This window comes from Dyella ginsengisoli LA-4, from assembly GCF_000334915.1.
Taxonomy (GTDB): Bacteria; Pseudomonadota; Gammaproteobacteria; order Xanthomonadales; family Rhodanobacteraceae; genus Dyella_A; species Dyella_A ginsengisoli_A.
This window is the reverse complement of sequence record NZ_AMSF01000015.1, coordinates 16,306-40,680: the sequence shown is the minus strand read 5'-3', so window position 1 is coordinate 40,680 and position 24,375 is coordinate 16,306. Positions and strand designations below refer to the sequence as shown.

The following is a 24,375-nucleotide window of genomic DNA, read 5'->3' as shown; positions in this document are numbered from 1 at the left end:
AAGGGCATCCGCGAATGCTACGTGGTTTCGGCGGTGCCGCGAACCCGAGCCGGGCCGCCGCGCCCCCACGCCGCCACGTCCCACAACGTCGTCATCCCGGCGAAGGCCGGAGGAGCTTCACAACGGCGCAGCCGGTCATCCAGCGCCTTTTCTCTCAAGTACCCGCGTCCAACCCTCACTCCGGCAACTTGAACGCCACCAGCGCGTCACTGCGCCCGGTATCCAGCTTGCCGTGCCCACCCGCCGCGATCACCACGTACTGCCGGTGGCCCACCGCGTAGGTCATCGGCGTGGCCATGCCCGGTGCGGGCAATTCGGCGCGCCACAGCTCCTTGCCGGTGGTGCGGTCCAGCGCGCGCAGGTAGCCATCGGTGGACGCGGCGATGAACACCAGCCCGCTCGCCGTCATCAGCGGCCCGCCCATGCCCGGCATGCCCTTGATCGAGATCGGCCACGGCGCCTTGTGCTTGCCGGTGCCCAGCGGGATCGACCAGTCCAGCTTGCCGGTGCCGAGGTTGAGGGCCACCACCCGGCCCCACGGCGGGGCGATGCACGGCGCGCCCAGCGGCGACTGCAGCACGCGGCGGCGCATGCCGTACGGCGTGTGCTTCATGCGGGCGTACTCCCAGCCCTTTTCGCCGCCGGCCTTGATCTGCCGCAGCCACTCCTCGCGCGGCAGCAGCTGCACCTGCATCGGCAGGTCGTTGACGTTGGTCACCAGGGTCTGCGTGGCCGGGTCCCACGCGCCGGAGCCCCAGTTCACGCCGCCGGCGTAGCTGGGCATCTCGATGGTGCCCTGCAGGCTGGGCGGGGTGAAGATGCCCTCGCTCTTCAGCGAACCGATCAGCGCGCGGCAGCGGTTGCGGTCCCAGAAGGTGAGACCGTGCGCGTCGGCCGGCGTCACCGGCCCGTTGCGCACCAGCGAGGGCAGGGCCGAGAACGGCTGGGTCGGCGACAGCTTCTCGCCCGGCACGCCGTCCTGCGGCACCGGCTTCTCGGTGATGTCGAACAGTGGCGTGCCGTCGTCGCGGCGGAACACGAACACCTGGCCGGTCTTGGTCAGCTGGATCACCGCCGGGATGCTCTGCCCGTCGCGCTTGAGGTCCACCAGCATCGGCTGCGCGGCCAGGTCGTAGTCCCACACGTCGTGGTGGATCAGCTGGCGCGCCCATACGAGCTTGCCGGTGGCCGTATCCAGCGCCACCAGGGAGTTGGCCCAGTGGTTGTCGCCGGGGCGCTCGCCGCCGTACGGGTCCGGGCTGGCCGAGCCGGTGGGGATGAACACCAGGTGCCGCGCCGCGTCCACCGAGAACACGCCCCAGGCATTGGCCGCGCCATCCCACGTGGGGTAGGGCTTGGCCTCCGGGTCGCCGGCCTCGGCGGTGCGCTCCACCGGATCCCAGTGCCAGCGCAGCGCGCCGGTGCGGGCGTCGAACGCGCGCACCACGCCCAGCGCGTTGGCGGCCGACCAGTTGTCGCCGATCGACGACCCGAGAATCAACGTGTCGCCATCCACTGCCGGCGGCGAGGTGAACTCGTAATCGCCCTTGGAGGAATCGCGCAGCAGGTGCGCGGAGAGCTGCAGCTGGCCGTGCTCGCCGAAGCCCTCGCAGGGCTGGCCGGTGGCCGCATCCAGCGCGATCAGCCGCGCGTCGACGGTGCCGAAGAAGATGCGTGTGGCGCAGGCGCTGCCGGCCGCCGCGGTCGGGTCGCGCCACCAGGTGACGCCGCGCGAGGCCAGTTCGGAACGGTCCTCGCTGCCGTCGACATGCGCGTCGTACTTCCAGCGCTGCGTGCCGGTGGCCGCATCCAGCGCAAACACCTCACCGGTGGCGGTGCTGAAGTACAGCGTGCCGTCCACGAACAGCGGCGTCGCCTCGAAGGTGAGCTTGCCCTCGGTTTCCCAGCCCTTGGCCAGTGCCCCGGTGTGGAAGGTCCACGCCGGCTTCAGCGCCGCCACGTTGGCCGGGGTGATCTGCTTCAGCGGCGCAAACCGGCTGCCGCCCGCATCGCCACCCCAGGCGGACCATTGGAACGCATGCGCGGCGGCATCCAGCGGTGGCACGTCCACCGCGGCGTGACTGGAACAGCCGCCGAGCAGGGCGGCGACGGCGGCGGCGAGGATGAAGGTGGAACCACGCATGGATGACGCTCCCTGTGACAGTGGGCGCAGGGTCGCGGGCGGGGTGGGGCGGGGCAAGCGGTTTGGGGCGAGTGGGATGGGGGATGGTGTGGGCGGGTCCGCGCATCAGGTTGGCGAACACAGCTCTCGCACTTGTGCCCCATGGAGACGCGTGGAACGATCCGGGAGCCGGGTGACACCCGGCATGGGGAAAGCGCAAGACCATGCGAACCGACGACATCAGCAGATCGCGTCGTCGATTTGATCAGGGAAGTGCCGCGCACAGTGCGCGGAGCTTGAGGGAGTAGGCGGCAGGATGACACTTCATTTCCAAGACGCTCGGCGCCAAGCCTCATGAAGCACGCTCCCGCCGGATACGCGTGTCCGTTCTGCGGCATCGCTGCATCGCTTCCGTCGCCAGCGCCGGAATCAGCCGTTGTGCTGGTGGATGACAACGTCTACGCCCTCGTGCCGACGCACCACTACGGCGGGATCAAGGGCAACTGCCTGTTGATCCCGCGGGCGCACTACGAGAACGTGCTGGATATCCCGGACAGCCTTGGCGCTGACTTCTTTCGTGCCACGCGTCGGCTGGCGCAGGCGATGCGGGATGTCTTCCAGTGCGAGGGGATCTCAACTCGCCAGCACAACGGGCCGGCTGGTGATCAGGATGTTTGGCATTTTCATCTGCATGTGTTTCCGCGGTACTCGGAGGATGGGCTGCATGGGGGGAAGAAGGTGCCCTACACCACTGAGGAGCGCATCGACCTGGCAGCCAGTCTTCGGGCTGCGCTTCACTAGGACGAAAAAAAGGATGCCGAGATTCGTTAAAGTGCACTCTGACCCCTATTTTCGCTCGTCTAAGGTGGACGGCTCCGCCGTCGCTTAGTTCCAGCGTTAACTGCCACGTCAACTTAAAGGTGATTCCATGCCAAGGAAAACGAAGAGCACGCCGATCGACGAAGCGAATCTCAAGGTTGAAAAGGCAGTGACGGAGCGGAAAAAACGCGCACAACGCCCATTTCCAGCCTCGCCCTTTGAAGAGGCCATCGATTTCGCACAAGCCGTGCTCAAGTTCGGAAGCGGCCAGCCAGTTCGTCGCCTAAGCTTGTTCGATAATTTGGGTAAGTCACCTGAAAGTGGTGCGAGTCGTCAACTTATCATTAACGCGAACAAATACGGCCTAATTGAAGGTGGCTATCAAGCGGAGCAGCTTAAGCTGACCCCAGATGGACAAAAGGCAGCAGATGACGACGTCAGTAAGCGCGAACAAACTAGGGCGCGCGTAAAGCTCGCGATTGAAGACATCGAGCCATTTGCGAAGCTATACGAACGATTTGTTACCAATAAACTCCCGGCAAGAGCCGCTTTGACGGATGCGGCGAAGGAGTTTGGCGTTCCAGCTGAACTCGCTGAGGAGGCAGTAGACACCTTCATCGTCAATCTTCGCTACGTTGGTCTTCTTCAAACGCTCTCGGGGGCGGAACGAATTGTCACAGTCGAACATCTTCTGGATTCGCTTCCTTCATCTCCCCGTCAAGCAAATAATCTACCGGCAGGTACTTTGTCGTTGCAGCACAATCGGCCTAGCGGCGCGCTCATAACAGCAGAGCATGCTCAGTTTGAATCAATATGCTTCTACGTTACGCCCATCGGGGAAGATGATTCTGAGCAACGGCGTCACTCCGACTTGTTTCTGGGTTCTATAGTAGAGCCAGCATTGGAGCAATTTCACCTTAAAGTGATCCGGGCCGACGCTATCGATAAGCCGGGCACCATCACCCGACAGATCATTGAGTATTTACTTAAGTCTCGGTTGGTTATCGCTGACCTCTCTTTCCACAACCCCAACGTGTTCTACGAGCTTGCGCTGAGGCACGCCATGCGACTGCCCGTTGTCCAGCTCATTCGCAGCGCTGACCGGGTTCCATTCGATCTAAACCAAGTTCGCACCATCCGCATTGATACAAGCGACATTTATTCGCTTGTTCCAAAGATAGACACCTACCGTTCGGAGATTGCAAGTCAGGTGCGCCGGGCCCTCGACGATCCGGATTCCGTTGATAACCCTGTAACTACATACTACCCGGGGCTACGAATGAGCTTGGATGGCCCGGCGGGCAGCTAACAAATCATTCGAGTCGGACGGCTCCGCCGTCGCTCAGTTCAAGCGTTAGGCCAGGCAGGGGAATTTCATTGATATTCGAACAAGCGTTCATGGCTATGCCAGAGTTCTTGACTGGCACGCCGTTCTCGGCATATCTAAAACAGGGGTCAGAGTCGACTTTTCGACGAGAGAAGCTGGTGAAATGCTCCTGTTTGCTTTGGAGATCGCCCTAAATGCAGGGGTGCTTCTTAGCTCAGAAACTGCCGCTGTCTTCTCAGGTAGTCGCCCCTGCCAGTCATTCAGGGCGGGCGGCTCTGCCGCCGTTTAGTTCCAGCGTCAGGCCTTACAAGGAGTCTCCCCATGGCCGAACACACAAATCTTGTCGCCCTCGCATCCTCGCTCCCGGAAGCCTGGCGGTCGCATGTGGTTGGCCGGCCTGCCGGTGCCAACTTCAAGGTGGTGCGAATGGACGGCCAGGCCTATCCGAACGAATCCCATCCGTTCGATGAGGCGCTTCTGGTTCTGGACGGACAGATGAATCTGCAGTTTGGTGACGCGGTAACACGCGTAGGCCCCGGCGAGGTATACATCGTGCCGGCCGGCGTGCCGCACGCCGTGGCAGAAGGAAGCCATGGCACGCTCGTCATCATCGACAGCGGGGCTTAGCAATCCTTCGAAGCCGTCGCCGCTTCGCGGCTTAACTCAGGGGACAAAAGCAGGGGTCAGAGTCGGCTTTTCGATGAGCAATGGTGGTGAAGCCGCACTCTGACACTTTTGCTGTTGGGCGAAGTTACTGGAGGCTATCGAGTGCACCTGACGACCATCATTCTTCTCGTGCTCGCTCTATACGTCGCGCAGATCTTCCTGCAGGAGACCTCGCGCTTCAGGTTTGACCTCAAAGGCATCGTTGGCAACCGCGACGTTCAGCCCGAACCCTCCGTGATCGCGGCAAGGTTGGATCGGGCGAAGAACAATCTTCTGGAGGCCTTGCCGATCTTCATTTCCCTGTCGCTGCTGGCCCTCACGAGAGGAACCAGCCAGGAGGCCGAGGCTCAGGGCGCGCTGGTCTTTCTCGTCGCCCGGGTCGTCTACGTGCTGGCCTACGTCAGCGGTGTCCCCTGGCTGCGATCCCTGGTTTGGCTGGTCGGCATGTTCGGTCTTTTGATGATGGCGTTGCCGATGATCTAGGCAGCACCCGGGACAAGAGGCAGAGTTGGCGCTCTCGATGGCAGCAGGGTCTTGGTCGTCTAAACCTTGCTCTGGTGAGGGTCGAACCCCGCCGACATTCTTATTTTTCGATCGGGTACAGCGTGTAAGTCATGACCTTGGAGCTCGCTTCCGTCGTCGGCCTGCTGATGTCCGTCGAGGCATCACCCGATGTCCTTGCCGAAAACATCGCTGCCTACCGTGCGCAGGAATCGCTGTCGCGGGCTGCGGCAGACGACCTCATCGCCAAGTACGTCGCCCTGGAATTTGTCCGCGGTGAGCTTTCGTATGCGGATGCCGATGTCGCGATGAACAATCTCGTGAGCCTTGACGCTCACGGCTTCGACTACGCGGGTTTTGCCTATCAGGTGTACTTGCATTTCGACAACGGTGAGTACCGAAGGCCGTCAGACCCTGAAGACTCCATTCCCTGGCAGCAGTACACGCTGCCTGGTGTCATGGCGCTGCTCAAGGAGCGGGGTATCGATATTTGGCTATGGCCACCCGTTTGATCTGATAAGAACGGGATAAAGTGGGGGCGTGGCTAATTAAATGCGGGCGAAGTCTAGTGGGCGGTTGTATGCTTGGATTAATTGGTCACGTCGTCTTTCTGCAGGCAATACACTTTTTTAAGCAACCATAGATGATCGGGGGGTGTGATGAAGCGTTTTCAAGTGTTGTTTGTCGCTCTTGTGGCCATGAGTGGATGTGCATCGCAGCCGCCGGTGCGCGCGAGGATTTCGACACTGCCTCCGCTTGATGGCGGTTTGAGCCGGGTTTATGTAAGCGCTGGCGTCATGAAAGGCGTGAAGTTGCGGAGTGTTCATCAAGTGGGCCCTGTGTTCATAGACGGATATGACATCGGCTCGACACAAAAAGACGAGTATTTCGTTGTCGATCTGCCTCCAGGCAACTACGAGGCTTATTGCCAGCCGGAACAGCCATACAAGAATTTTTCCGAGAAGCGTCAGATCTCCCTCACGGCGGGTGAAACGCTTTACCTGGCCTGCGACATGATGACGAAGGGCGCCGGTTGGAACTTTGGCGTGGTCGGGCAGCTTATGTCCAAATATTTGACCAAGAGCTTCCTGGTAGACAGGCCATTAGACCCGAATAGCAGGCTCGTATCCTTTAGTAAGTTCAGCGAGATAAAAGAATTGGGAAAAGGGGGCGTGGCTAATTAAGCTCAATCATGAGCGAAGAGCAGGGGGGATTCCCGATTTCGCGGGAATGATGGCGAGGGACGGGCCAAAAACAGGGGTCAGAGTCGACTTTTCAATAAGCAGTCGCTGTGGGAACACACTTTCATCCCGGAATATGTTCAGTCCGAAAGCAAAACGGGGTCAGGTTCACTTAATTGGATAAAAACAGGGGGGTCGATTTTTCGAGGAGGGATCTTGATAGATTGTACCTTGTCCTTGTCTTGGCAAGATGGGTTATATAATCATCGTCACGGACGAGGGGTGCGCTCTCTCGCTTATTGACATAAGTTTGCGAAACGCCGGCCTTTAAGACATCGCAAAGGAAAGAGGATGGGGATGAGAGTTCTAGTACTGTTTGGCGCGTGTTTGGCAATGTCAGTGATAGGTGGTTGCGGCAAAGTTTATGTTGCTCCAACAGGGAACGGCAGCGCGCAAATCAAGATAGAAAACCAGACTGGCGAACAGCTTGGTGCGGTCTATTTCGATGGGGTTGAAAAATGCACTAAACCAGAATCTGTTGGGTCCGTGAATCCAGGGGGATCACTGGCGACAAGAGTGACCACAGATCACCCGGCGACATTTGCGTTTCAGCGGCTTAGTTTGAGTCAGGGGTTTGCTGGACTTACGGTAAAGTCATGCATCCTTGCAATGTCTTTTCAGCCAGAAGTCGGAAAATATTATTTGGTAGAACTTAACTCCGATGAAGATCGTTGCTACGTCAACCTAAAGCAATTGGAGGGCGGCAAGTCGTCTCAATCCAGGTTTGTTGAGAGGTCGTATCAGAATCCCTTCGTAGAATCTCAAGGGTTCTGCTCAAGGCTTACCGACACGCAGCGCACATCTCTAATTAAGGGGGACGTGGCTAATTAAATCCGGTCGGTCGATTGCCTCGGAACGAGCGCCGCCCCTACCGCAACCCCTCCGGCAATGCCTCCCGAAACCTCCGACTCACCATCACCGTGGTCCCGTCGCGCAACGTGAGTTCCGCATCCCCATGCCCCCGCGGCGTGAGCGCGGCGATCTGGTCGGCGCGGACCAGGTAGCTGCGGTGCACGCGCAGGAACTGCGCGGGGTGCAGCTGGCTGGCCAGTTGGGTGAGGGTGGCGCGCATCAGATAGCTGCGTTGCGGGGTGTGCAGTTCCACGTAGTTGCCGCTGCCGACCAGGTGGGTCACTTCGTCCAGCGGCACCACCACGCGCTGGCCGCGTTCGGTGATCACCAGCGGTGCCGGGTTGAACGCGGGGGTGGGCATGGCGGCGTGCAGGCGGCGCAGGTCTTCTTCGGCGGGCAGCGGATCGGTGTCGGCGAGGCGGGCGCGCAGGCGGTCGAGCGTGGCGGCGAGGCGCGAGGCGTCGAAGGGTTTGAGCAGGTAGTCGACCGCGGCGACCTCGAACGCGCGCAGCGCGTGCTCGTGGTAGGCGGTGGCGAATACCAGCAGTGGCCATGGGGGCGGCAACCGGTCGAGCAGGTCGAAGCCGGTGGACTCGCCCAGTGCGATATCCAGGAACAGCGCGTCGGCGTTGGCGTCCGGCAGGCTGGCTAGGGCGGCGGGCAGGGTGTCGGCTTCCAGCACCACTTCGACGTCTTGGTGCTCGCCCAGCAGGCGGCGCAGCCGCGCGCGGGCAGGCGCCTCGTCTTCCACGATGGCCAGGCGCAGGGTCATGCGGCCGGCTCCGCCGTCCACGGTTCCAGCGGCAGGGTGATGTCCACCGCGGTGCCGCCCTGCGCGCCGGAGCCGATCTGCCAGTGGTGGCGATCGGGGTAGAGCAGGGCGAGGCGTTCGCGCACGTTGGCCAGCCCCACGCCAGGTTGGGCATCGGCGGCGAAGCCGACGCCGTCGTCTTCCACGCGGCAATGCAGTTGCTCGCCGTCGCGACGCAGGCTGACGGTGAGCCGGCCGCGGCCGTTGCGCAGGCCGTGGCGGAAGGCGTTCTCCACCAGCGGCTGCAGCAGCAGGCGCGGCAGGCGCATGGCTTCCAGCCCCTCGTCCACGGTGATGTCCACTTGCAGCAGGCCGGGCTGCCGCTCGGCCATCAGTGCGGTGTAGGCGCGCAGCCAGTGCATCTCGTCGGCGATGCGCACGAACTCCGAGCCGTCGGCGGTCATCGCCGCGCGCAGCAGGTCGGACAGCGCCACGATCATCCGGTCGGCGGCGGGCACGTCCTCGTAGATGCGGTTGGAGATGGCGTTGAGCGTGTTGAACACGAAGTGCGGCTCGATCTGCGCCGACAGGTGCGCCAGCCGCGCCTCGCTCAGCGCGCGGCGCAGCTCCAGCTCGTCCAGCTGCTGCCGGCGGCGCTCGCGGATGGTGCGGATCAGGGCGCAGGCGACGACCAGGCTGAGGTAGGTGATGAGGTCTTTCTGGAACTCGTAGACCAGCCCGATCCACACCTCGCCGAACTCGTACGACGAACCCATCGCCGCGTACACCGCCTTGCGGATCGCCACGATGATGGCCACGTGCACCAGCGAGAACACCACCGCCGCCGGCAGGTGCACCAGCATGCGCCGCCAGGCGCCGGGGCCGGTGATCCTGCAGCGCGATTCGAACCAGCCCACCGCCAGCGCCAGCGCGCCGATCACCAGCGCGCTGCTCAGTTCCCACGTGTAGTAGTGCCAGGCGACCGCGCCGGGGTTGTCGCGCTGGCTGATCCACACGTTGGTGCCCAGCCACCCGCCGATGAAGGTCCAGCCGGCGAAATAGGCCAGCAGCCAGCGCGGCCGGCTCAGCAGGATCAGGCGCATGGGACGTTCGGTGGGAGCGGCGGACATGGAGGCTCGGCGGCTGGGCAGCGGCTATTGATAGCGTGCTGTCGCGCCGGCCGCCACCCCGTTCATTTTCCAGCCAGCTACGACGCTTCGATCCGCGTAGCCTTGCGCCGCCTCTTCGCTGCTTCGCGAACTCCCATGACCGACCACGTTTCCGCACCGCATTCGCGTGCGGCGATTCCGCTTGCGCCTTCGCTGGACCCGACCCTGGCCGAGGCGCACTTGCCGCGCCGCTTTCGGCCGCTCGACCGGCGCATCGTCGGCATCGCGCTGGCCGCGATGACGCTCGGTGCCGTGGTGGCCGGCGTGGCACGCGGGCTCACTGCGCTGATCGGCGCGATCACCCACCTGGCGTTCTATGGCCAATGGGGCACCTCGCTGGTCAGCCCGGCGGGGCATCGCCTCGGCGCGTGGGTGATCGCGGTGCCGGTGATCGGCGGGCTGGTCGTCGGCGTGATGGCGCGCTGGGGCTCGCGGGCGATCCGCGGCCACGGTATCCCCGAGGCGATGGAGCAGATCCTGCTCAACGAGAGCCGCATCCCGCCGCGCATGACCTGGCTCAAGCCGGTGTCCTCGGCTGTCGCCATCGGCACCGGCGGGCCGTTCGGCGCCGAGGGGCCGATCATCGCCACCGGCGGTGCGCTCGGCTCCCTGCTCGGCCAGCTCGCCCACGTCACCGCCGACGAACGCAAGACGCTGCTCGCCGCCGGCGCCGCCGCCGGCATGGCGGCAGTGTTCGCCGCGCCGGTGTCGGCGGTGCTGCTGTCGATCGAGCTGCTGCTGTTCGAACGTCGTGCGCGTTCGCTGATCCCGGTGGCGCTGGCGGCATTCGTCGGCACCGGCGTGCGTTACGTGCTGGAGGGCAGCGGGCCGATGTTCCCGATGCCCGACGTGGCCGCGGCCGCACCCGCGGCGCTGGCGGTCTACGTGCTGCTGGGTGCGCTGATCGGCGTGGTCGGCGTCGGCATCACCAGGCTCTGCTACGGCATCGAGGACGCCTTCGAGAAGCTGCCGATCCACTGGATGTGGTGGCCGGCGCTGGGCGGGCTGGCGGTGGGCGTCATCGGCCATTTCCAGCCGCTGACGCTGGGCGTGGGCTACGCCAACATCACCGCTGCGATCGGCGGCACGTTCGGCGTGTCGGCCCTGCTGGTGCTGTGCGTGGCCAAGCTCGCCTCGTGGTCGATCGCGCTGGGCAGCGGCACATCCGGCGGCACGCTGGCGCCACTGTTCACCATCGGCAGCACGCTGGGCGGGGCGATCGGCCTGGGGGTGGCGCAGGCGATGCCGTGGCTGCATGTGGATCCGCGCATGGCCGCACTGGTGTGCATGGCGGCGATCTTTGCCGGCGCCTCGCGCGCCTTCCTCACCTCGGTGGTGTTCGCCTTCGAGACCACGCTGCAGCCGCACGGCCTGCTGCCGCTGCTCGGTGCCTGCGCCGCGGCCTACCTGGTGTCCGGGCTGATGATGCGCAACACCATCATGACCGAGAAGATCGTGCGCCGCGGCGTGCGGGTGCCCTCGGACTACAGCGCCGATCCGCTGGACCGCATCGCGGTGGGCGAGGCGTGCACGCGCGAGGTGGTGACCCTGCGTGCCGACCAGACCATGGCCGATCTGCGCGCCTGGCTGGCCCGCGGCGAGGACATCTCGCGCCACCAGGGCTTTCCGGTGGTCGACGCGCAGGGGCACGCGATCGGCGTGCTGACCCGGCGCAACCTGTTCGATGCCACGGTGCCCGACACCGCCCGCGTGGGCAGCCTGGTTACGCGTCCGCCGCTGGCCGTGCGCGAGGACAACAGCCTGCGCGAGGCGGCCGATCACATGGTGACCGCCGGGGTGGGCCGGCTGCTCGTGCTGGGCGCCGGGGACGCCACGCGGATGGTCGGCATCCTCACCCGCGGCGACCTGCTCCAGGCCCATGGCCGGCGGCTGCGCGAGGCTCGCGAGCGAAGCCGGCATCTGCGCCCGGCGGGCTGACAGATGTTCCAGTTGCCTGCGCGCGGGCAACTGGAGGATGCTCAGGCATCTGGCGGGCCGGCGTGGGGGTTGGGCCCGGAGCAATCTCCGACGAAGGAATCGTGGTGACTGCAAAGCCGGCCTGGTACTGCCTGATCGTGGTGTTGCTTCTGCTGCTGCCCCTGACGGCGGCAGGCAAGGTGCTGCGCGTGGTGGGCGACAACAACTACCCGCCGTACCTGTTCCTCGGCCCCGACGGCCAGCCGCGCGGCTACGTCGTGGACGAGTGGAAGCTGTGGGAGAAGAAGACCGGCGTGCATGTCGAGCTGGTGGCCACCGACTGGGCCGATGCCCAGCAGCGTCTGCAATCCGGCCAGGCCGATGTGATCGACATGATCTTCCGCACGCCGGAGCGCGAGGCGCTGTACGACTTCACCGAGCCGTTCGCCACCGTGCACGTGGGGGTCTACGTGGATGCGGGCATCACCGGCATCGACGGCCCGGACGCGCTGTCCGGCTTCAACGTGGGGGTGGAGCGCGGCGATGCCTGCGTGGACCGGCTGCACCGCGCCGGCGTGGACTCGCTGCACGAATACCCGGGCTACGCCGACATCATCGGCGCGGCGCAGCGGCTGGACATCCGCATCTTCTGCATGGACGAGCTGCCCGCAGCGTACTACCTGTACCGGCTGCAGGGCGACACGCGCTTCGTGAAGGCGTTCGACTTCTACACCGACGAGTTCCGCCGCGGCGTGCGCAAGGGCAACACGCAGACACTGGCGCTGGTCGAACGCGGCATGGCGATGATCACGCCCGCCGAGCGCGAGGCGCTGCGCAGGAAGTGGATGGGGCAGCGGCAGGACTTTGCGCCGTACATGCGCATCGTCGGCTACGCCTTGCTGGTGGCGATCGGTCTTGGCGTGGCGCTGCTGCTGTGGGGCCTGTCGCTGCGACGGGCGGTGGAGCGGCGCACCCGCGACCTCGAGCACCTGGCCCACCATGACGCGCTGACCGGCCTGCCGAACCGCCGCATGCTGCAGTTCCGGCTGGACCAGCTCACCGGCCAGGCGAACGCCTCGCCGCTGGCGCTGCTGGCGGTGGACCTGGACAACTTCAAGCGCGTCAACGAAAGCCTGGGCCACGCCGCCGGCGACCTCTTGCTGCAGGGAGCCGCCAAGCGCCTCGGCGACGCCGTGCCCGAGCATGACCTCATCGCCCATCTGGGCGGCGACGAGTTCGCGGTGCTGCTGGCCAGCAACGTCACCGCGATGAGCGTGTCGGCCACCGCCGGACGCATCCAGCGCGCCTTGTCCGAGCCGTACCCGCTGGAGGGTGGCGAGGTGGTGGTCGGCGCCAGCATCGGCGTGAGCCTTTTCCCGGTGGACGGGCGCGACGGCGCCACGCTGCTCAGGAATGCCGATGCGGCGCTGGACCGGGCCAAGCAGTCCGGGGCGGGCGACTGCCGCTTCTACAACCGCTCGCTCACCGACCAGGCCAGCACCTGGCTGCAGCTGGGCGTGAAGCTGCGCCGCGCGATCCAGGACGGTGCCTTCGAGCTGCACTACCAGCCGCAGATCGACCTGCGCAGCGGACGCGTGGTGGCGGTGGAAGCGCTGTTGCGCTGGCCCGATGGCGAGCCGGATGCGATGCCCGAGCATTTCATCCCCTATGCGGAGGAAACCGGACTGATCGAGCCCATCGGCGAGTGGGTGCTGGAGCATGCGGTGCGGCAACTGGCCCAATGGAAGGCCGACGGCCTGCCGTCGTTCCGCATGGCGGTGAATCTGTCGCCGCGCCAGGCGGTCAATGCGCAACTGCCGCTGTTCCTGGTGCGCGTGCTGGCCGACACCGGCCTGGCGCCGGCGCTGCTCGAACTGCAGATCGCCGAGAGCGGCCTGATGGAGCATGGCGCCGCCACCACGTCGCTGCTGCACTCGTTGCGGCGCTTGGGCGTGGCGCTGTCCATCGACGATTTCGGCACGGGTTATTCGTCGCTGGCCTACCTGCGCCGGCTGCCAGTGGAGGCGATCAAGCTGGCCCCGAGCTTCCTGGCCGGCCTGCCCGAGGACAGCGGCTCGCGCGCCATCGTCGGCGCGGTGATCGGCATGGCGCACAGCCTGGACATGCGCGTGATCGCCGGGGCAGTGGAGCGCGCCGAGCAGGCGGAATGCCTCGACGAGCTGGGTTGCGATGTGGTGCAGGGTTACCTTTACGCCGATCCCATGCCCGCCGACGTGTTTCTTGACTGGTACCGCGCCCATCCGGTGTGCGTGGTTCCGGCCACGACGGACACGCCGTTTCAGGACGCCTGAGCCGTCCGCCCGGCGGGCTTCGCGCAGGGACGATGGTCGGCGCGGGCACGAGCGGCCAGGCACTAGACTGCGAGCATGACCGAATCGTCGCCGCCCGTTCCATCCGCAGGTTCGTCCCGGCTGCGTCGTGCCATGCACGTCACGATGACCTTGCTTAGCGGGCTGCTGCTGGTGGCCAGTGGCGCCTGGGGCACGCTGGCCCTGTGGTATCGCCTGCCGGGTGGCGGGATCGTCCGGGGGCTGGGCAGCGTGTTGTGGTCGATGCTGGTGCTGGGCCTGCTGGTGCTGGCGGTGGTCCGGCGCAGTGGCTGGCCGATCGGGGCCTATCTGGTTGCTTTCGCGCTGCTGCTGGTGTGGTGGGGAACGATCCGTCCCTCCAACGACCGCGTCTGGGCCGACGATGTCGCCCGGCTATTGCGTGCCGAGGTGCACGGCAACCGGGTCACCCTCACCAACGTGCGCGACTTCACCTGGCGCCGCGACGACGACTACGACGTGCGTTGGGAGACGCAGACCTACGACCTGGACCATCTGGTGTCGGCCGATGCGATCCTGTCGTACTGGAGCAGCCGGGCGATCGCCCACGCGATGATCTCGTTCGGCTTCGACGACGGCCGCCACGTGGTGTTCTCGGTGGAGATCCGCAAGAAGCGTGGCGAGGCATTCTCCAGCATCGGCGGGTTCTTCAAGCAGTTCGAGACGGTGCTGGTGGCGGCCGAGGAGAACGACATCGTGCGCGTGCGCACCAACGTGCGCGGCGAGGACGACTACCTGTATCCGATGACGCTGGAGCGTCCGACCATGCGCCGGCTGTTCCTCGCCTATGTCGAGGCGGCCAACCAGCTCGCCCGGCGGCCGGCCTTCTACAACACCGTGACCTCCAACTGCACCACGCTGGTGTACCGCATGGCGCGGCAGATCAATCCCGGCCTGCCGATGGACATCCGCCTGCTGCTCACCGGCCACCTGCAGGGTTACCTGCGCGACCACGACGCCATCGATACCCGCGAGCCGGAGGCGGTGCAGCGCGCCCGGGCCCGCATCACGGACAAGGCGCGCCGGGTGGGGCCGGGCGAGGATTTCTCGCACGCGATCCGCGCGCCGGACTGAGCGGGAGCGCTTCTCGATGCCGCAACACCATGCGGTGCGTCTTTGCGCCGCGAGAGTCGGCGGCGCGGGAGTGAAGGAGGAGGGCGCTTCGGGAACCACAAACCCGCTACCCCTCATCGTCATCCCGGCGAAGGCCGGGATCCAGCGTATTCAGGCCCACGCGCGACATCTTTGCTCAGAAGGCGATCTGCGCCCGCACCTCGACGATGTCCGGATCCACCACCAGTCCGCGGCGGTCGCTGTGCGCATGCACATAGTTGCCCTGCAGCTTCAGGTACCGGTTGATGTACCAGTTCGCGCCGAGCGTCCAGTTGTGCTCCGCGCCGCCCAGCACCGGCGCGTCGTCCAGGTTCAGCTCGCTGTAGCGCAGCGCCAGCTCCACCGCGCCGTACGGGCCCTTGGGCTTCACGTCGCCGGCGGTGCCGCCCTTGTAGCTGCGCGACTCGCCGGTGAGCACCCAGCTGCCGAACGCGTACCAGCCGCGGCCACGGTAGGTCGGCCGGCCGTCGTCGAGCCGCACGCGGGCGTCGAGGTATTCGCCCTGCAGCGACCACGGCCCGCCGATCCACAGCGCTTCCAGGCCGGTGCGATCGATGTGGTCGACCCGCGACAGCGTGCCGGAGTCGACCAGGCGCACGGTGGTGAGGCCCGCTTCCGGTTTCGCGCGCAGGCGTGCGCCCGGCGGCGTGTAGATGTCGCGGCCATCAGTGCTGCCGTGGGGATCTTCGCGCGAGGCGGATATGCCCAGGTGCAGCACGTCGCCCGGCGCGTTGCGCGGCGTCCAGGCGGCGCGCAGCGCGGTCATGCGGCCGTCGGAGCCGCCCTGCAGGTCGCCGGCCCAGTAGTAGCCGGCATTCAGCAGCCAGTGCTTGCGGGCGAGCGCCCAGTCCAGGCCGATGCGACGCCCGGCATAGATCGCCTGGGTCGGCAGCGCGGTTTCCAGGAAGGTGGTGGCGCCGGTGCCGGTGTTGCCTTCCAGGCCCACCGGCGTCTTGCTGTAACCGGCGCGCAGAGCGCCGACATCGCGGCCGAACAGGGCTTTGCTCTGCACCCGCGCGTAGACGTCGAGCCAGTTCCTGGACTGGAAGTCGAACACCGCGATGGCGTCGTACACGCCCTTCCTGCGCACGTAGGCGCCGAGCTCCTTGCGGCGATTGGTCTGCGCGTCGGCCAGCCGACCGTTGTCGCGGGAAAAGCGATCCACGTCGTACTGGTACTTGAAGGCGACGCCGAGATCGGTGCCGTCGGCCAGCACCAGATGCGTGGGCAAGTGGTCGCGGAAGTCGTACTTCGGCTGGTCGGCGGCCCGGGAGAGCGGGGCGGCGAGGGCGAGGGCCAGGGCGACGGCGAGCGCCGACTTGTTCATGGAACGACTCCTGCGATGCAGCGTATGACAGTGGTGGCACGGATGCGCCGCGGGGCTAGACTCGGCCGCGACGCAGACGGGAATCAGGGAATCGGCAGGCGATGTTCGAACTGAAGGGCATGCTGTCGTTGCATGCGGGCGACCGACAGGTCGCCGGGCAGGACCGCATCGAGCTGCTGGCGGCGATCGGCGAGACCGGCAGCATCAGTGCGGCCGCCCGTGCGGTGGGCATGAGCTACAAGGGCGCGTGGGATGCCATCGACGCGATGAACAACCTTGCCGACGAGCCGCTGGTGGTGCGCGCCGCCGGCGGTCGGCGCGGCGGCGGTACCACGCTCACGCCGCGCGGCCGGCGACTGGTGGAGGTGTTCCGCGCCGTGGCTGCCGAGCACGCGCGCTACGTGGCCCGGCTCGGCGCCCTGGACGATGCCTCGGCGCGGGATCTCCGGCTGATGCGCCGCTTCGCCCTGCGCACCAGCGCACGCAATCAGCTGGCCGGCACCGTCGTCGCCCTCGAACCCGGCGACGTCAATGACCTGATCGGGCTGCGGCTGCCCGGCGGGCAGACGCTGCGGGTGACCATCACCCGCCCGAGCACGGAAGAACTGGCGCTGGCCGTGGGCGTCGAGGCGATCGCCCTGATCAAGGCCTCGGCGGTGACCCTGGCGCAGGCCGACGACGGCGGCAGGGACGGCAACCGGCTGGCCGGCACCGTGGCGGCGATCCACCGCGATGCGGCGGATGCCGAGGTGCGGATCGAGCTGGACGGCGGCGGCGTGCTGGTTGCGGTGATACCGGGGGATCGGATCGACGCGCTGCAGCTGGCCGAGGGACGGCCGGTGTGCGCGGTGATCGATGCATCCAGCGTGCTGCTGGGCACCACCGGCTGAGCCGCTCAGACCGATCGCGGGTCGGGATGGATGCGTCCGTCGCGGAGTTCCAGCACCTGCTGCGCCACCGCTTCGACGTCGGCCGGGTCGTGGGTGATCATCAGCATCTGCAGCCCCAGCCGCTCCTGCAGCGCGACGAGGTTGTCGCGCAGGCGGCCGCGCAGGGCGGTGTCCAGTGCGGCAAATGGCTCGTCGAGCAACAGCAGCCGCGGCTCCGGCGCCAGGGCGCGCGCCAGCGCCACACGCTGGCGCTGGCCGCCGGAAAGCTGCGAGGGATAGCGGCTGGCCAGGTCGTGGATCTCGAAAGCTTCCAGCCACTGCCGGGCGGCTTCGGGCACGCGCCGCCGCGACGGGTTGCGCAGGCCTGTGCGCAGCCCGAACGCCACGTTCTGCGCCACTGTCAGGTGGGGGAACAGGGCGTAGTCCTGGAACACGTAGCCGACCTGGCGATCGCGTGCCGGCACATCGACCCCGCGGAAATCGTCGAACAGGGTGCGGCCGGCCACGGTGACGTGACCGCGATCCGGTCGCAGCAGGCCGGCGATGGCGCGCAGGGTGAGGCTCTTGCCGGCGCCGGACGGGCCGAACAGCACCAGCCGGCCGGCGTCCGAACGGAACGCCACGTCCAGCGCGAACGGGCGCTGCGGATCGTCCAGCCGGCGCTGGATGGCGATGTCCAGGCGCATCAGGCGGCCCTCCGCGGCGTGCGCTCGCGGGTCAGCCGGCTGGCGAGCAGCAGCGCCGCCACGCAGGTGGCCGAGGCGACCAGCACCAGCAGGTTGGCGCCGGCGTCGTCGCCGGCCTCGATCGCCGAATAGATCGCCACCGACAGGGTCTGGGTGCGGCCGGGCAGGTTGCCGGCGATCATCAGCGTGGCGCCGAACTCGCCCAGCGCCCGGGCGAAGGCGAGCAGCGCGCCGGCCACGATGCCGCGCATGGCCAGCGGCAGCGACACCCGCACGAACACCGCCAGCGGCTTCAGGCCCAGCACTTTCGCCGCGTCCTCCAGCTGCACGTCCACGCCCTCGAATGCAGCCCGCGCGGCCTTCTGCACCAGCGGGAACGCGGCCAGCGTGGCGGCGATCACCGCGCCCTGCCAGGTGAACACGGGGTTGAGGCCCAGGTCGTCGAGCCAGCCGCCGATCAGGCCGCGCCGACCCAGCAGCACCAGCAGGTAATAGCCCAGCACCGTCGGCGGCAGCACCAGCGGCAGGGTGAGCAGGGCGTCGACGGTGGCGTTGAGGCGCGAGCGCCAGCGCGACAAGCCGTAGGCCACCGCCACGCCGAGCACGAGGTTGATGCCGGTCGCCCACAGCGCGACCTTCAGCGACAGCAGCAGCGGCTGCCAGATCTCCGGACGCACGGCGTCAGGGCGCCAGGAAGCCGAAGCGGGCCATCACCTGCTGGCCGGCCGCCGAGCGCACGTAGTCGATGAAGGACTGCGCCTGGGCCGCATGGGGCGAATGCGCGACCACCGCAATGGGGTAGGTGATCGGCGTCGGCGTGGGCAGGCGCAGGGCCACCTTCACCTTGCTGCCGGCAATGGCGGCGTCGGTGGCGTAGACGAAGCCTGCATCGACCTCGTCGCGCACGACATAGTCCAGGCACTGCCGCACGTTCTGCGCCAGCACGGCGCGCGGCGCCAATTGCCCGGCCAGCCCGGCATCGCGCAGGACGCGCTGCGTGTAGCGTCCCACCGGCACCGATGCCGGGTTGCCCCAGGCGATGCGCCCGAACTCCGGCCCGGCCAGATCGGCCAGTACGGCCAGGTGGGTGCGGGTGCCGGCCGGAACGATCACCACCAGCTGGTTGCCGGCGAAGTCGACCCGGGTGCCCGGCACGATGGCGCCCTGCGACTGCGCACGGTCCATCGCCACCGGGTCGGCCGAGGCGTACACGTCGGCCGGCGCACCGTTGAGGATCTGCCGCAGCAGGGTGTCGGAGGAGGCGAAATTCAGCACCACATGCGTGCCCGGATGTGCGGCCTCGTAGCCCTTGGCGACGGCCTGGAAGGCATTGGTCAGGCTGGAGGCGGCCGACACCACCAGATCGTCCGCACGGGCCGTGCCGCAGGCGGCGAACGCGAGGAGCAGGGCGCCGAGGCGCTGGGGCCACGAGGCGGGCATGGATGGGTCCGGTTCGTTATTAACCTGGGTATATAACGATGATTCCGTCCGCCGGACAACCGTCCCGGCTCAGCGCGCGCGCAGCATCGCCAGCGTGCCGGCCAGCATCAGGCCGGCGGCGAGCGCAAAACCGGCGGCGGGCGAATGCAGGCTCCAGGCCAGCCCCACGGCGGCGCTGGAGACGAACTTGGCCGCGCCGTTCACCGTGCCCAGCGCGCCGTAGCTGGTCGACAGCCGGTCGGCCGGCACCATCGCGGCGGTGACGGTCGATTCCAGCGCCTCCTGCACGGCGGTGTAGAGCCCGGCCACCACGAACACCCCGGCGAGCGGCGCCACGCTGTGTACCTGCCGGAGCATCGCCAGCGCCATCAGCCCGCCGGTCAGTGCCCCGAGCGCATAGCCGGCGACCAGCACCGGCCGGTGGCCGATGTGGTCGGCGAGCGCGCCGATCGGGAACGAGGCCAGCACCTGCACCACGTTGCGCCCCACGTAGAGCAGGCCGGCCACCTGCGCGGCCTGCACCAGGCCGAGCGACGGCGCCAGCAGGGTGGTCGCAGCGAGGATCAGCAGGCTGTGCGAGAAGTCGCCGACGCCGAACAGGCCGACCGCGGCGAGGTAGCGCTTGAAGCGGGCCGGCAGCTCGCGCAGCGAGCGCATCAGGCGCAGCCCGGGATTGGGCGATTCGCCCGGATCGCGTACCAGCAGCAGGAACGCCAGCACCGCCAGCACGCCCGGCACCAGCGACAGCCACAGCACCAGCCGGAACGGCCAGGCCGCGTCCGCCCCTTCCAGTCCGCGGGCCCAGCCCAGCAGCGCCACGCCGAGCAGCGGCCCGGCCACTGCGCCCAGCGTGTCGGCAGCCCGATGGAAGCCGAAGGCGCGGCCGCGGGTGGTCTCACTCACGGCCTGAACCACGATGGCGTCGCGCAGCGGCCCGCGCAGTCCCTTGCCGAACCAGGACACCAGCCGGCCGGCGAGCAGCAGCGGCCAGCCGGCCGCCAGTGCGATCAGCGCCTGGCCGACCGGCGTCAGCGCGTAGCCGGCGACCACCAGCGCCTTGCGGTGGCCGAGCCGGTCGGCGAGGTGGCCCGCCACCATCTTGGTGAAGCTGGCCAGCGCATCGGCCGCGCCCTCGATCAGCCCGAGCGCGGCGGCCGGGACGCCGAGCACGGCGAGAAAGCCGGGCAGGATCACCGTGGTCGTCTCGTAGCAGAAGTCGCCCAGCGCACTGGTGAGGCCGGCGCCGGCGACGGTGCGGTTCAACCATTGGCGGGCAGCCAGCGGCGTCGGTTCGGCGTTCACGGGCGGTCCGTCGTGCCGGCGGGAGGGCAGGTGGCTCGGGCCAGGTCGGCCGGGGTATCGATATCGAGCAGGTCGGCGTCGTGGTCGCGCGGATCGAGCAGGGTCACGCGTGCGGCCTCGCGCTGCAGCAGCGCGCGGGCACCGTGCGCCCCGGTGAGCGCGGCGAGCGCGGCGAAGTCGTCGCGGGGGAACAGGGCGGGCGGTCCGGCGCGGCCGTCGAGGGCGGTGGCGATGATCCGGTCGGGCGTCCGCGCGTGGGCCTGCAGCAGCGCAGGCAGCAGCCGCGGGCCGATCCGGGGTTGGTCGGCCAGCGTCACCAGCACGCCGCCGGTGTGCGGATGCCGCGCCTGCACCGCGCGCACGCCGGCGGCCAGCGAATCGCCCATGCCGCGCGACCAGTCCGGATGGACCTGCACCTCGAGCGGCAGGTCGGCGAGCACCGGCGCCACCGCGTCGGCATGGGCGCCGAGCAGCACCCGCACCGGCACGCCGCAGGCCAGCGCCTGACGGGCGCTGCGGCGGACCATCGGTTCGCCGTCCAGCGGAGCCAGTTGCTTGATGCCGCCGAAGCGGGCGCCTTCGCCGGCGGCCAGCAGCAGGATCATCGGCGTGCCGTCGGCGGTATTCATCCGTGGATGGCGCCGTCGTTGTCGCGCAGCGGACCGCCGCCGCGTCCGTTGAGCACGGCCATGATCTCGGCGGCGACGGCGAGCGCGATCTCCTCCGGCGTCTCCGAGCCGATGTCCAGCCCGGCCGGGGCGTGCAGGCGCAGTCCGGCCAGCGCTTTCGCATCGCGCATGCGGGCGACCCGCTCGCGCGAGCCCAGCGCACCGGCATAGGCGACCGGCGCGTCGCGCAGCGCCGCCAGCCAGGCGATGTCCTGCTCGAGGTTGTGCGTCATCACCACCACCGAGGTGTGCCGGTCCAGCGGCAGCGCTTCGCCGAGCCGTTCCGGCGTGGTGCACAGGTGGCGCAGGCCGGGTGGCGGGGCGTGGCGACGCAGCCGTTCCGCGTCGCTGTCCACCAGTGTGGTCTGCCAGCCCAGCGCGGCGGAGACCGGGAGCAGCGCCCGGGCCGCGGCGCTGGAACCGACCACCAATAGCGCATGCGGCGGATCGATCGCCTCGACCAGCACGTCCAGCTCGCCGCGCGGCGTGGCCAGCCGGCGCGTGCCGGCGCCGCGTCCGGGCCAGTCCGTACAGGCGGCGGCCAGTGCCGCTCGCAACGCCTCGTCGCCGGTGCCGTCGAAGCACACCTCGCCGTCGCAGCAGAGCAGGCGGCGCGGTTCCAGCGCCTGGCCGTCCACGGCGAACAGCGTGGCCAGCCGCGCGGAGGCGCGCGACCCCATGCAGCGCGCCAGCGGTGCGGCAAAGTCGGTGGCGCCGGGAGACAGCAGCGGCTCGATCAGGATCTCCAGCTCGCCGCCGCAGCCCATCTCCATCAGCACGTCCAGCCCGGAGTCGGCGTTGTAGTGGAGCAGGCGCGGCTGGCCGCTGGCGATGGCCTCGCGGGCGCGCAGCTCGATGTCGCGCTGCGGGCAGCCGCCGGACAGTTCGCACACCAGCCGGCCGTCCTCGAACACCAGCATGTGCGTACCGGGCCGGCGGAAAGTGGAGCCGCGTGTGCGGGTCAGCGTGGCCAGCGCGGCGCGCGGATGGGCCTCGCCGTGCAGCGCGTGCAGGGCGTCGATCAGCAGGGCCAGTTCGTGCGGCGAATTCATCGGTGGACGGAGCCGGCGGGCGCGGGCATCGGGCGGGACTCCAGCAGGAACAGGGGCCAAGGGTAGCGCCAGCCGATGAGCGTTCGGTGGTGACCGGTCTTGGGGGATCTTTCCTTCCCGACAGTCGGCGCGCGCCTACAGACAACCTGTGAGGGCATCGACACACTCGTCGCGTTCGGGGGCTGGGGAGGCTGTGGATCGCCGGCACGAACCGGTCGCATCGCGCGGAAACAGGACCGGCCGGATCGGTTCCGCGGCTCAAGCCGGAACGGTGGCCGCGGGAGGTCCACCCGGCGGTTGCAACGCAGCCGTCAACTCCGCGTGCGGCGGCGGGTGTAGAGTGCGGCGGCGTCCAGGGGAGGTGGCTGCCGATCGTCGATCGCGGCCGCTCCCGCTGAGGCCAACGAACCGTGGCGCCGGACACGCGGGGCGTCGTGCCCGTGGCAAGGTCCATGAGTGGCAGTGCATACTCATCGGGCTATCGGGTTCGATGTCTGACGCGTCAGCTTGTGTCTCGGCACATTTGTTACCTGCCTGTTTTTGGTATGCACCAAGGAGGGGTAAGGCCATGATGCTCGGTCATTCGCCAGCCTTTGCACAGGCTTGCGAACTGCTTCGGCAATACGCGGCGTGCGACATGCACGTGCTCATCGAGGGCGAGACAGGCACCGGAAAGGAGCTTGCGGCCCGGGAGATCCACCAGGCCGGCGCGGGTGCCGACTGCCCGTTCGTGGCGGTCAACTGTGGTGCACTGCCGGACACGCTGGTGGAGAACGAGTTGTTCGGCCACCAGCGCGGAGCCTATACCGACGCGCGCTGCGCACAGACCGGGCTGGTCGAGCGCGCCGAGCACGGCACCTTGTTCCTGGACGAGATCGACACGCTCTCCAGCAAGGCGCAGGCGGTGTTGCTGCGGTTCCTGGAGACGCATGAGTGCCGGCGCGTCGGCGACAACAAGTCGCGCGTGATCAACACCCGGGTGATCTCCGCCACCAACGCGCGACTGGAGGAGAAAGTCGCCACCGGGCAGTTCCGCCGCGACCTGCATTACCGCCTCAACGTCCTCCACGTGCAGCTGCCGCCGCTGCGCGAACGTCGGGGCGACGTGCCGCTGCTGGCCAACCATTTCCTGCAAGCCACCGCCAACCGCATGAACCGGCCGCCGAAGCGCTGGTCGGTCGACGCGCTGGATGCGCTGGAGCGCTACCACTGGCCCGGCAACGTGCGCGAGCTCGAGCACGTGGTGCTGCGTGCCTTCCTGCGCGCCAAGAGCGAGGTGATCGCGCACGAGGCACTGGACCGTCTCATCGCCGAGCCGGCGGGGGCGAGTGAAGCGGCGCGCATGCCGCACAAGGACGAGAGCTTCGCCGAGGCCAAGCGTCACGCGATCCGGGCGTTCGAGCTGGGCTATCTGGTGCGGCTGATGGAGCGCACCCACGGCAACGTGACCGCCGCCGCCCGCCTGTCCGGCACCGAACGCCGGCAACTGGGCAAGCTGCTGCAGAAGCACGGCATTTTCACCGAGCGCTTCCGCTGCGACACGTCGGCCTAGCCGACCCGGCGACACCCACCGCATCGGGATGCGGCTGCCGCGCCACAGTCCCCGCATGCGGTGGCCTGCGGGGCGGGACGAGGGTGGCATTTGGCCGGCGGGCATGAGCGTGGGGTGCTTCATTCAGCGCAGCAGCGCCTGCAATGTCTTCAGGTCCGCCGCTACACCGGCCTGCAGGGTTTCCACCTGCGTCCGGATCTGCGCTGCAGCCTTCGCATTGGCGGCGATCCGGGCGCTGGCGGCATCGACGCGCCCACGCAGGACGCTGTCGTCCGCCGCAAGCTTCTTCACCGTGGCGCTGCCCAGCGCCTTGGTGACAGCCTTGGCCTGCTCGCCGCGGTTGGCCAGTGCATCCAGCACGGTCTGGCCGCCGGCGCCGACGGCGGTGCCGAGATGCTGGGCGAGCTCTGCGAGCGAATCGCCTCCGGCCGGATCGCTGGCGCTGGTCTTGAACTCCGGTGCGTCGGGGATGAGCAGCACGCTGCCGGCGCGGATGTTCTTCGGGTCGAGGTGGGGATTCGCTGCCTGCAGGCGCTCCAGCGGCAGTGCCGTGCTGCGGGTGCGGCTTTTCAGCAGGTCCTTGCCCACGGCGGCCAGGCTGGTGTGCTTCTGGATGATGAGAAGGCGCATGG

At 67.7% G+C, this 24,375-nt stretch carries 22 protein-coding genes; 11 read left to right on the top strand and 11 right to left on the bottom strand.

Annotated elements, in window-relative coordinates:
- Window positions 1–175: 175 nt before the first annotated feature.
- Window positions 176–2,143 carry a pyrroloquinoline quinone-dependent dehydrogenase gene (locus C693_RS0102865; RefSeq protein ID WP_017460744.1) on the bottom strand — a complete coding sequence of 656 codons (1,968 nt, stop codon included), beginning with the start codon at window positions 2,141–2,143 and terminating at the stop codon, window positions 176–178.
- Between the two features lie 333 nt (window positions 2,144–2,476).
- On the opposite strand from C693_RS0102865, the gene C693_RS0102860 reads away from it, so the two are divergent.
- From C693_RS0102860 to C693_RS0102835, 6 genes are all read left to right on the top strand, one after another.
- Window positions 2,477–2,923: an HIT family protein gene (locus C693_RS0102860; protein ID WP_241762619.1), complete on the top strand. Its 447-nt coding sequence runs from the start codon at window positions 2,477–2,479 to the stop codon at window positions 2,921–2,923.
- A 127-nt stretch (window positions 2,924–3,050) separates the two neighbouring features.
- Window positions 3,051–4,250, top strand: a complete 1,200-nt coding sequence (locus C693_RS20970) for a hypothetical protein (protein ID WP_043598395.1) — start codon at window positions 3,051–3,053, stop codon at window positions 4,248–4,250.
- 339 nt (window positions 4,251–4,589) lie between these two features.
- Window positions 4,590–4,895, top strand: coding sequence for a cupin domain-containing protein (locus tag C693_RS0102850; protein ID WP_017460741.1), 306 nt, complete (start codon window positions 4,590–4,592; stop codon window positions 4,893–4,895).
- 141 nt (window positions 4,896–5,036) lie between these two features.
- On the top strand, window positions 5,037–5,417 hold the full coding sequence (locus C693_RS0102845; RefSeq protein WP_017460740.1) for an MAPEG family protein: 381 nt from the start codon (window positions 5,037–5,039) through the stop codon (window positions 5,415–5,417).
- Window positions 5,418–5,548: 131 nt separating this feature from the next.
- On the top strand, window positions 5,549–5,947 hold the full coding sequence (locus tag C693_RS0102840; protein WP_017460739.1) for a hypothetical protein: 399 nt from the start codon (window positions 5,549–5,551) through the stop codon (window positions 5,945–5,947).
- 147 nt (window positions 5,948–6,094) lie between these two features.
- Window positions 6,095–6,619 carry a DUF2846 domain-containing protein gene (locus C693_RS0102835; RefSeq protein ID WP_083868216.1) on the top strand — a complete coding sequence of 175 codons (525 nt, stop codon included), beginning with the start codon at window positions 6,095–6,097 and terminating at the stop codon, window positions 6,617–6,619.
- A 925-nt stretch (window positions 6,620–7,544) separates the two neighbouring features.
- Here the strand turns inward: C693_RS0102835 and C693_RS0102830 are convergent.
- Window positions 7,545–8,300, bottom strand: coding sequence for a LytR/AlgR family response regulator transcription factor (locus C693_RS0102830; RefSeq protein ID WP_026107131.1), 756 nt, complete (start codon window positions 8,298–8,300; stop codon window positions 7,545–7,547).
- Complete coding sequence (locus C693_RS0102825; protein ID WP_083868215.1) at window positions 8,297–9,409, bottom strand: sensor histidine kinase; 1,113 nt, start codon at window positions 9,407–9,409, stop codon at window positions 8,297–8,299. The genes C693_RS0102830 and C693_RS0102825 overlap by 4 nt, the downstream gene beginning before the upstream one ends.
- Window positions 9,410–9,544: 135 nt before the next feature.
- Here C693_RS0102825 and C693_RS0102820 point away from each other — a divergent pair, with 135 nt between their 5' ends.
- From C693_RS0102820 to C693_RS0102810, 3 genes are all read left to right on the top strand, one after another.
- Complete coding sequence (locus C693_RS0102820) at window positions 9,545–11,386, top strand: chloride channel protein (protein WP_017460735.1); 1,842 nt, start codon at window positions 9,545–9,547, stop codon at window positions 11,384–11,386.
- Between the two features lie 104 nt (window positions 11,387–11,490).
- Window positions 11,491–13,677, top strand: coding sequence for a putative bifunctional diguanylate cyclase/phosphodiesterase (locus C693_RS0102815; protein WP_017460734.1), 2,187 nt, complete (start codon window positions 11,491–11,493; stop codon window positions 13,675–13,677).
- A gap of 144 nt (window positions 13,678–13,821) precedes the next feature.
- On the top strand, window positions 13,822–14,787 hold the full coding sequence (locus tag C693_RS0102810; protein ID WP_198506823.1) for a DUF4105 domain-containing protein: 966 nt from the start codon (window positions 13,822–13,824) through the stop codon (window positions 14,785–14,787).
- Window positions 14,788–14,962: 175 nt separating this feature from the next.
- Here C693_RS0102810 and C693_RS0102805 read toward each other — a convergent pair whose 3' ends face one another.
- Window positions 14,963–16,153 carry an OprO/OprP family phosphate-selective porin gene (locus tag C693_RS0102805; protein WP_017460732.1) on the bottom strand — a complete coding sequence of 397 codons (1,191 nt, stop codon included), beginning with the start codon at window positions 16,151–16,153 and terminating at the stop codon, window positions 14,963–14,965.
- A 101-nt stretch (window positions 16,154–16,254) separates the two neighbouring features.
- Between C693_RS0102805 and C693_RS0102800 the strand changes: the two genes are divergently transcribed.
- Window positions 16,255–17,043, top strand: a complete 789-nt coding sequence (locus tag C693_RS0102800) for a TOBE domain-containing protein (protein WP_017460731.1) — start codon at window positions 16,255–16,257, stop codon at window positions 17,041–17,043.
- Window positions 17,044–17,048: 5 nt separating this feature from the next.
- Here C693_RS0102800 and C693_RS0102795 read toward each other — a convergent pair whose 3' ends face one another.
- The 6 genes from C693_RS0102795 to C693_RS0102770 form a co-directional block, all read right to left on the bottom strand.
- Window positions 17,049–17,729, bottom strand: a complete 681-nt coding sequence (locus C693_RS0102795; RefSeq protein WP_017460730.1) for a sulfate/molybdate ABC transporter ATP-binding protein — start codon at window positions 17,727–17,729, stop codon at window positions 17,049–17,051.
- Window positions 17,729–18,406 (bottom strand): molybdate ABC transporter permease subunit, encoded by a 678-nt coding sequence (gene modB / locus C693_RS0102790; RefSeq protein ID WP_017460729.1) that lies wholly within the window; start codon window positions 18,404–18,406, stop codon window positions 17,729–17,731. The genes C693_RS0102795 and modB overlap by 1 nt, the downstream gene beginning before the upstream one ends.
- Window positions 18,407–18,410: 4 nt before the next feature.
- Entirely contained in the window at window positions 18,411–19,169 is a 759-nt protein-coding gene (gene modA, locus C693_RS0102785; RefSeq protein ID WP_017460728.1) for a molybdate ABC transporter substrate-binding protein, read from the bottom strand.
- A 69-nt stretch (window positions 19,170–19,238) separates the two neighbouring features.
- A complete protein-coding gene (locus tag C693_RS0102780; protein ID WP_017460727.1) occupies window positions 19,239–20,471 on the bottom strand; it encodes an MFS transporter in 1,233 nt (410 codons plus the stop codon).
- Complete coding sequence (locus C693_RS0102775; protein ID WP_017460726.1) at window positions 20,468–21,100, bottom strand: nucleotidyltransferase family protein; 633 nt, start codon at window positions 21,098–21,100, stop codon at window positions 20,468–20,470. Before C693_RS0102775 ends, C693_RS0102780 begins: the two co-directional genes overlap by 4 nt.
- Window positions 21,097–22,191 carry an XdhC family protein gene (locus C693_RS0102770; protein WP_017460725.1) on the bottom strand — a complete coding sequence of 365 codons (1,095 nt, stop codon included), beginning with the start codon at window positions 22,189–22,191 and terminating at the stop codon, window positions 21,097–21,099. Before C693_RS0102770 ends, C693_RS0102775 begins: the two co-directional genes overlap by 4 nt.
- Window positions 22,192–22,759: 568 nt before the next feature.
- On the opposite strand from C693_RS0102770, the gene C693_RS0102765 reads away from it, so the two are divergent.
- Entirely contained in the window at window positions 22,760–23,743 is a 984-nt protein-coding gene (locus C693_RS0102765; protein WP_017460724.1) for a sigma-54-dependent transcriptional regulator, read from the top strand.
- 123 nt (window positions 23,744–23,866) lie between these two features.
- Here the strand turns inward: C693_RS0102765 and C693_RS0102760 are convergent, their stop codons facing one another.
- Window positions 23,867–24,373, bottom strand: coding sequence for a LysM peptidoglycan-binding domain-containing protein (locus C693_RS0102760; protein WP_017460723.1), 507 nt, complete (start codon window positions 24,371–24,373; stop codon window positions 23,867–23,869).
- Window positions 24,374–24,375 lie beyond the last annotated feature (2 nt).